2 protein-coding genes are annotated in these 1,773 nt (G+C 59.7%); both read left to right on the plus strand.

Annotation, left to right across the window (positions count from 1 at the left end; translation table 11 throughout):
• The coding region (locus tag IQ216_RS13760) for a GspE/PulE family protein (protein WP_193815920.1) at positions 1-1,180 on the plus strand (1,180 nt) is incomplete at its 5' end.
• Positions 1,180-1,773: type II secretion system F family protein (locus tag IQ216_RS13765; protein ID WP_193815921.1), on the plus strand; the 594-nt coding region annotated here is incomplete at its 3' end. The genes IQ216_RS13760 and IQ216_RS13765, both read left to right, overlap by 1 nt.

A 1,773-nucleotide genomic window follows, 5' to 3' on the forward strand; every position in this document is an offset into this window, starting at 1 on the left:
GGCCAGAAGCTCGGATATCCATATCGAGCCCGACGAGACCGTCGTGCGTATTCGCCAGCGGGTGGATGGTGTACTGCAAGAACAGGTGATGAAAGAAAAGCGCGTAAATGCAGCGCTTGTTCTGCGCCTGAAGCTGATGGCCGGGCTCAACATTTCCGAGAAGCGCCTGCCCCAGGATGGCCGCTTTAACGTGCGGGTGAAAGGCCGCAGCATTGATGTGCGGGTATCCACCATGCCGGTTCAGTACGGCGAATCGGTGGTAATGCGTTTGCTGGATCAGAGCCAGGGCACTCTGGATCTGGAAAGCACCGGCATGCCGCCACACCTGCTGGACCGCTTCCGCAAACTGATCAAAAAGCCCCATGGCATGATTCTGGTCACCGGCCCCACCGGTAGTGGTAAAACCACAACCCTCTACGGTGCCCTGACCGAACTGAACAAGGCGGAAGTGAAGATCATTACCGCCGAAGACCCGGTGGAATACCGGCTGCCGCGCATCACCCAGGTGCAGGTAAACCCGAAAATCGGGCTGGAGTTTGCCACGGTGTTGCGCTCCGCCCTGCGGCAAGACCCGGATATCATCCTGGTGGGTGAGATGCGGGACCACGAAACCGTGGAAATCGGCCTGCGCGCCGCCATGACCGGGCACCTGGTACTGTCCACCCTGCACACCAACGATTCCATCAGCAGTGCCATGCGTCTGATCGACATGGGCGCTGAGCCGTTCCTGGTGGCCAGCTCCCTGCTGGGCGTGGTGGCCCAGCGCCTGGTGCGCCGGGTGTGCGATAACTGCAAGGAAACCTACCAGCCCACCGAGCAGGAACTGGTATGGCTGCAGTCCTTCGACCTGGACCCGCTGGATATCGAAGCCGGATTCGTTCACGGCCGTGGCTGCTACCAGTGCAGCAACACCGGTTACAAGGGGCGGGTCGGCGTGTACGAAATGCTGGAAATGAACGAAGACATGCTGGATGCCCTGCGTAGAAAGGACGTGTCTGATTTTACCCGGGCTGCCCGCAGGAGCCCGTTGTTCCGACCGCTTGGCCAGTGCGCCATGGATTATGCCCTGCAGGGTGTGACCTCTTTACAAGAGGTTGCACGGGTGGCGGCAACCTCTGAAGGAGCATTGCTGGAAGGTGACGACCTGGCAGCCGACGGCGCCATAGGGGTGGACGACTGATGCAGTTCAGCTACCGGGGTAAAGACAACCGAGGGATTGTCCAGCAAGGTTCACTGACCGCCGCCAATGTGGACGCGGCTGCCAGTGAACTGATGCGCCGTGGTATTACCCCGCTGGCCATTCAGGAACAGGAGCAAACCCAATCCGGCATGGACCGGGTAAACAACCTTGCCATCTTCCGGAAAAAAGTGACGCTGGATGAACTGATTGTGTTCTGCCGGCAAATGCACGCGCTCACCAAAGCCGGCATCCCGCTGATCCGCACCATGCGTGGGTTGGCGGAAACCTCCCGTTCACCGGTTCTGGCAGAGGTGCTGGAAGACATCACCAATCGCCTGGAAGGTGGTAACACCATGGCTACCGCCATGCAGGCGCACCCGAAAGTATTCTCCGACCTGTTCATCGCCATGATCCACGTGGGCGAAAATACGGGCATGCTGGACGACGCGTTCAAGCGCCTGTCGGAAATCCTGGAACTGGAACGGGACACCAAGCGCCGGGTAAAACAGGCCCTGCGTTACCCCACTTTTGTGGTGGTGGCTCTGCTGGCGGCCCTGATGGTGGTGAACTTTCTCGTCATTCCCCGGTTTGCA

The sequence above is a fragment of the Cyanobium sp. LEGE 06143 genome (assembly GCF_015207535.1).
Classification (GTDB): domain Bacteria; phylum Cyanobacteriota; class Cyanobacteriia; order PCC-6307; family Cyanobiaceae; genus NIES-981.